The following is a 6049-nucleotide window of genomic DNA, read 5'->3' on the forward strand; positions in this document are numbered from 1 at the left end:
CGGGGGCGGCGCCCGCGGGGGCCGCCGCGGTCAGCGCAACGGCGGCCAGGGCTACGGAAAGTCGAACGGGCTTGAACATGGCGGGTCCTTGCAAAGTTTCCGGATGCCGGCCGCGGCCGGGGTGGATCAGAGCAGTGTGCCGGCCAGCGCCGCCAGCACCAGCAGGGCGCCTGTCCAGAGGTTGGCGCGGAACAGCATGAAATTGCGATCGGGCCGCTGCAGGTCGAAGGTATACAGTTGCCAGGCCAGGTGCAGCGCCACCACGGCCATGCCGGCCTGGTAGCCCCAGCCCATGCCCATGGCGTAGCCGCCCCAGGCCCACAGCGCGATGGTGGCCAGGTAGAAGCCGCCAATCCACAGTTTGCCTTGCTGGCCGAAGCGCATGGCGGTGGAGCGCAGGCCCACCTTCTGGTCGTCGCGTATGTCGACGTAGGCATAGATGCTGTCGTAGCCCACTTGCCACAGCACCGCGCCCGCCCACATGGCGATGGCGGCCAGCGGCAGAGTGTTCTGCGTGTCCGACCAGGCCATCAGCATGCCCCAGTTGAAGCAGATGCCCAGCACGACCTGCGGCCAGTAGGTCACCCGCTTGCACAGCGGGTAGATGAACACGAAGGGTAGCACCGCCACTGCCAGCCAGCGGCTCATGTCGTTGATGAAGAACAGCAGCGAACCGCACACCAGCAATTGGCCCAGCAGGAACCACACGGCCTGGCGCATGGAAAGCTGCCCGCTGGTCAGGGGCCGGAAGCGCGTGCGTTCGACGTGCTTGTCGAACTCGCGGTCGCACATGTCGTTCACCGTGCAGCCTATGCCGCGCATCAGCAGCGCGCCCAGTGAAAAAATGACCAGGCGGCCCAGCTCGGGCAGGCCGCCCGCGGCCTGGATCAGGGCGGCGATGCAGGGCAGCAGCGTAAGCCACGTGCCGATGGGGCGGTCCAGGCGGCACAGCCGCGCGTACGGCCGCCAGGAACGGGGCAGCCAGCGTTCGACCCAGTCGGTGAAGACGATGTCGTTGAGATCGGGGGATGCGGAATGTGGCGCGCTCACCATGATGACAATGCGGCGGATCGGTGTGGGCGTTGAAAAAAGGGCGGCATGATGGCCGCCCTGCACATCTTATATCAGGCGTACTGCTTGAGCAGCCTGCCCAGAATGGCGATGCCCGCGCGGATGCGGTCTTCGGGCACCGTGGCGAAACTCAGCCGCAGGGTATTGGCCTTCGGGCTGCCCGCATAGAACGGCGCGCCCGGCACGAAGGCCACGTTCTGTTCGATGGCCTGCGTCAGCAGCTTCGCGCTGTCGATGTGTTCGGGCAGCGTCACCCACAGGAACATGCCGCCTTCGGGCCTGGTCCAGGTCACCGTATCGGGGAATTCGCGCTCGATGGCTTCCAGCATGCAACGGCCCTGGGCGCGGTAGATTTCGCGCACCGTGGGCAGGTGTTCTTCCAGGAAGCCGTCTTTCACGACTTCGTACACGGCCATCTGGGTCAGGGTGGGCGTGTGCAGGTCGGTGGCCTGCTTGGTTTGCACCAGCTTGTCGATGATGCTGCGGTGCGCGGCGATGTAGCCCAGGCGCAGGCCTGGCGCCAGCACCTTCGAGAACGTGCCCAGGCGGATGACATTGGCGCCATACTCGCCGGCCAGCGCCAGCAGGCCGGGTTGCGGCTCGCCCGCATAGCGCAGTTCGCCATAGGGGTCGTCTTCGATGATGGGCACGCCCAGTTGCGCCGCGCGCTGCACCAGCGCCTTGCGGCGCTCCAGGTTCAAGGTGCGGCCGGTGGGGTTCTGGAAGTTGGGCAGCGCATACAAAAAGCGCGCGCCTTCGGCCAGTTCGGGCGTCAGGGCTTCGGGAATCAGGCCGCCGTCGTCGGTGGGCACCGGCACATACTGCGGCTGGTACAGGCTGAACGATTGCAGGGCGCCCAGGTAGCTGGGGTCTTCGACCAGGATCTTGCTGCCTTCATCGATCAGCACTTTGCCCAGCAGGTCCAGCGCTTGCTGCGACCCCGACACGATCAGGATCTGGTCGGGCGCGACGTTGGCGCCCGCGCGGTTCAGGTCGTCGGCCACCCATTGGCGCAGCGGCGCATAGCCTTCGGTGGGACCATATTGCAGGGCGGCCCGCCCGTTGGTGGCCAATACCTTGTCGAACGCCGCGCGCACTACCTCTACCGGAAAGCCGCCGGGGGCGGGCAGGCCGCCCGCAAAAGAAATGACCTCGGGCCGCTCGGTGACCTTGAGGATTTCGCGGATGGCGGAACTGGTGAGCTGTTTGGCGCGCTGGGAAAATGCGCACACGGGTTCGAAGGGTTTGTCCATGAGGGGAATCGTGACGAAAGAACGGAAATAAAGAGCAAATATTGTCCCACAACGCCATTGTTGCGCCGCATGATGGGGGCACGGGCCTAAAATCACTTGGTTTGATAGTTGCCTGTACAGTTACATTTACATGTTCATCGCCGCCGACCTGCCCACCGACGACAAGCCCCGTTTCTACGCCGAACTGGCCGCCCAGGCGCGCGCCCTGTTGGAGGGCGAAACCGACCGCATCGCCAACGCGGCCAACTTGGCCGCCCTGGCCTACCAGGCGCTGCCGCGCATCAACTGGGCAGGTTTCTACTTCTACGACGGCCGTGAATTGGTGCTGGGCCCCTTCCAGGGCAAGCCCGCCTGCGTGCGCATCGCCCTGGGCCGCGGGGTGTGCGGCGCGGCCGCCAGCCAGCGCCAGACCCAGCTGGTGGCAGACGTGCATGCCTTTCCCGGCCATATTGCCTGCGACGCCGCGTCCCGTTCCGAGATCGTGGTGCCCCTGGTGCTGGGCGATGAACTGCTGGGCGTCTGGGACGTCGACAGCCCCGAACCGGGCCGGTTCGACCAAGACGACCGCCAGGGCATGCAGGCGCTGTGCGCGGTGTTCCTGGAAAGCCTGAGCATGAAGTAACCATCTGCGCCCCGGGGGGGCCGAACACGGAAGGAGAGAAATTGAAAGAAACATCCCCATCCATGGTCATACGCCGGCCCGTTTTCTATACGGCCGCCGCATTCTTGCTGCTGGTCGTGGTATTTGCCATTACCGCGCCGCAACAGGCGCAAAGCCTGTTCGACACCACGCAGGGCTGGATCCTGGCCAACGTCAGCTGGTTCTACATACTGGTGGTCGCCATCATCCTGTTGTCGGTGGTGTATCTGGCCGTCAGCCGCTACGGTGACATCAAGCTGGGCCCCGACCACAGCGAGCCCGATTACCGCAACTTCACCTGGTTCGCCATGCTGTTCTCGGCTGGCATGGGCATCGGCCTGATGTTCTTCGGCGTGGCCGAACCGGTCATGCACTTCATGTCGCCGCCAGTGGGCGAAGGGGGCACCGCCCAGGCCGCCCGCGAAGCCATGAAGATCACTTTTTTCCACTGGGGCTTCCACGCCTGGTCCATCTACGCCATCGTGGCGCTGATCCTGGCCTTTTTCTCGTACCGGCATGGCCTGCCCCTTACGCTGCGCTCGGCCCTGTACCCGCTGATCGGCAACCGCATCCATGGGCCCATCGGCCATGCGGTGGATATTTTCGCCATCATTGGCACGGTGCTGGGCGTGGCCACGTCGCTGGGCGTGGGGGTGGCGCAGATCAACAGCGGCCTGAACCATCTGTTCGGCCTGCCGGTCAACGTGCCGGTGCAGGTGGTGCTGATAGTCGTGACTTGCGGGCTGGCGACCATTTCGGTGGCCAGCGGCCTGGACAAGGGCATCCGCATTCTGTCCGAATCCAACCTGCTGCTGGCCGTGGTGCTGCTGGTGTTCGTGCTGGTAATGGGCCCCACGGTGTTCCTGTTCCAGACCTTCGTGCAGAACACGGGCACCTATCTGTCCGACATCGTCAGCAAGACGTTCAATCTGTATGCCTACGAACCCACCGACTGGATCGGCGGCTGGACGCTGTTCTACTGGGGCTGGTGGATTGCGTGGTCGCCTTTCGTGGGCCTGTTCATCGCGCGTATTTCGCGCGGCCGCACTATCCGCGAGTTTATTAGCGGCGTGCTGCTGGTACCCACGGGCTTCACCCTGTTCTGGATGACAGTGTTCGGCGATACGGCCATCCACATGATCCTGGTGGACAACATCCCCGGCTTTGCGCAAACCGTCGAGGCCGACTCGGCGCTGGCCTTGTTCGCCTTTCTGGAAAACCTGCCCCTGGGCGGCATCATTTCCTTCGTGGCCATCGCCATGGTGGTGGTGTTCTTCGTCACGTCGGCCGACTCGGGGGCGCTGGTGGTCGATTTGCTGGCATCGGGCGGGGCCGAGCGCACGCCGGTGTGGCAGCGCATTTTCTGGTCGCTGTCGATGGGGGCCGTGGCCATCGCGCTGCTGCTGGCCGACGGGCTGTCGGCACTGCAAACCGCCACTATCGCCAGCGCGCTGCCGTTCTCCGTCATTCTGCTGCTGTCCATATGGGGCTTATTCAAGGCGCTGAAGCTCGACGCCACCAAGCGGGGCATCCGCTACCAGTCGCTGACCCTGTCACGGCCGGCGCGCGGCGGGCAGTCGTGGGAACGACGCCTGCGCAATATGGTGATGATGCCGCGCCGTTCGCACGTGCTGCGCTACATTGCCGACGTGGTCACGCCGGCCCTGGAAGACGTGGCCGACGAACTGCGCAAGCAGGGCTATGCGGTGGAAGTTGCGCAGCATGCCGATGACGGGTCGGTGGTGATGGACGTCTCGCACGGCGAGCACCTGGATTTCTCGTATTCCGTGCGCCCCGAGGCATTCGTGCGGCCCACCCTGACCCCCAACGAAGACACCAGCGAAGAAGAACGCAAGTACTTCCGGGCCGAGGTCCACCTGCGCGAGGGCGGTCAGGACTACGACATCATGGGCTGGAGCCGCGACGCCGTCATTGGCGACATTCTCGACCAGTACGAGCGCCACCGCCATTACCTGCACATGGTGCGCTAAGCCGGCCATTGACAGTGCGTGGGCCGCGGGGTAGATTTTGCTCCTGCCCAACGCCCACGCATTGTCTTCATGTTCCAGGCCGCCTTGTTCGCCAACCATTTCCGCGCCCCTGCTGACGCGGCCGTGCGTTGCGCCGGCCTGAAATCCAAAAAACAGCGGCTCATCTGACCGGAGCCTTGCTGTTCCGTCAGATGGGCGACGGAACGGCGGCAACCGGCGGCGCTGCGCGCTGCGCGCATTTCCCTGTATTCCTGGCTCTTCTGCACGGTAACCAAGCGGTCTACCCAGGAGATTGTCATGTCTGAAGTGCTTGCTACGCCGGTGTTCCAGGGGGTGTGGATCCCGCTGGTCACCCCGTTTCTGGATTCGCGGGTCGACGGTGCCGCGCTGCGCCGGCTGGTGCGCCATTGCGCCGTGGCGGGCGTGGACGGCCTGGTGGTGTGCGGCAGCACGGGCGAAGCCGCCGCCCTGGACGATGCCGAGCAACTGGCCGTGCTGGATACCGTGCTGGACGAGGCCGGCGGCCTGCCGGTGGTCATGGGCCTGGCCGGCAACCACCAGGGCCACGTGCTGCATCGGCTGGCGGCTTTCGGCACCCGGCCCCTGGCGGGCGTGCTGGCCCCGGCGCCCTATTACGTGCGGCCTGGCCAGCAGGGGGCGCTGGCCTATTTCCGCGCCCTGGCGGATGCCTCGCGCGCGCCACTGGTGCTGTACGACATCCCGTACCGCACCGGTACATCTTTGGACACCGATACCCTGCTGGCCTTGGCCGGCCACGGCAACATCGCCGCCATCAAGGATTGCGGCGGCTCGCTGGACAAGACCGTGGCGCTGATCGCGCATGGCGGCCTGCGCGTGCTGGCTGGCGAAGACCTGCATGCCTTGTCCACCTTGTGCCTGGGTGGCAGCGGCATGATCGCGGCCGCGGCCCACGTACGGCCCGATCTGTACGTGGCCCTGGACCGCGCCGTGCGCGCCCAGCGCCTGGACGAGGCGCGCCGCCTGTTCCACGCGCTGGCGCCGGTCATACGCCTGGTGTTCGCCGAACCGAATCCGGGGCCGCTGAAGGCCTGGCTGGCCCGGCAGGGCCTGCT

General features: G+C 65.6%; 5 protein-coding genes. 3 read left to right on the forward strand and 2 right to left on the reverse strand.

The features are described from left to right. Positions 1-126: 126 nt before the first annotated feature. Positions 127-1053, reverse strand: a complete 927-nt coding sequence (ubiA, locus tag LPZ50_RS20445) for a 4-hydroxybenzoate octaprenyltransferase (RefSeq protein ID WP_230664426.1) — start codon at positions 1051-1053, stop codon at positions 127-129. Between the two features lie 71 nt (positions 1054-1124). Beyond that, complete coding sequence (locus LPZ50_RS20450) at positions 1125-2324, reverse strand: PLP-dependent aminotransferase family protein (protein ID WP_230664428.1); 1200 nt, start codon at positions 2322-2324, stop codon at positions 1125-1127. A gap of 130 nt (positions 2325-2454) precedes the next feature. Between LPZ50_RS20450 and LPZ50_RS20455 the strand changes: the two genes are divergently transcribed. From LPZ50_RS20455 to dapA, 3 genes are all read left to right on the forward strand, one after another. Continuing rightward, a complete protein-coding gene (locus LPZ50_RS20455) occupies positions 2455-2946 on the forward strand; it encodes a GAF domain-containing protein (RefSeq protein WP_230664430.1) in 492 nt (163 codons plus the stop codon). Between the two features lie 62 nt (positions 2947-3008). Then, a complete protein-coding gene (locus LPZ50_RS20460; protein ID WP_230664434.1) occupies positions 3009-4955 on the forward strand; it encodes a BCCT family transporter in 1947 nt (648 codons plus the stop codon). 297 nt (positions 4956-5252) lie between these two features. Beyond that, on the forward strand, positions 5253-6049 hold a 797-nt coding region (dapA, locus tag LPZ50_RS20465; RefSeq protein ID WP_230664432.1), incomplete at its 3' end, for a 4-hydroxy-tetrahydrodipicolinate synthase.

This window comes from Bordetella petrii, from assembly GCF_020991325.1.
GTDB classification, from domain to species: domain Bacteria; phylum Pseudomonadota; class Gammaproteobacteria; order Burkholderiales; family Burkholderiaceae_B; genus Bordetella_A; species Bordetella_A petrii_E.

Coding starts and splice junctions, on each gene's coding strand:
- ubiA (WP_230664426.1), bottom strand. CDS start 1,053: ATGGTGAGCGCGCCACATTCCGCATCCCCCGATCTCAACGACATCGTC.
- LPZ50_RS20450 (WP_230664428.1), bottom strand. CDS start 2,324: ATGGACAAACCCTTCGAACCCGTGTGCGCATTTTCCCAGCGCGCCAAA.
- LPZ50_RS20455 (WP_230664430.1), top strand. CDS start 2,455: ATGTTCATCGCCGCCGACCTGCCCACCGACGACAAGCCCCGTTTCTAC.
- LPZ50_RS20460 (WP_230664434.1), top strand. CDS start 3,009: ATGGTCATACGCCGGCCCGTTTTCTATACGGCCGCCGCATTCTTGCTG.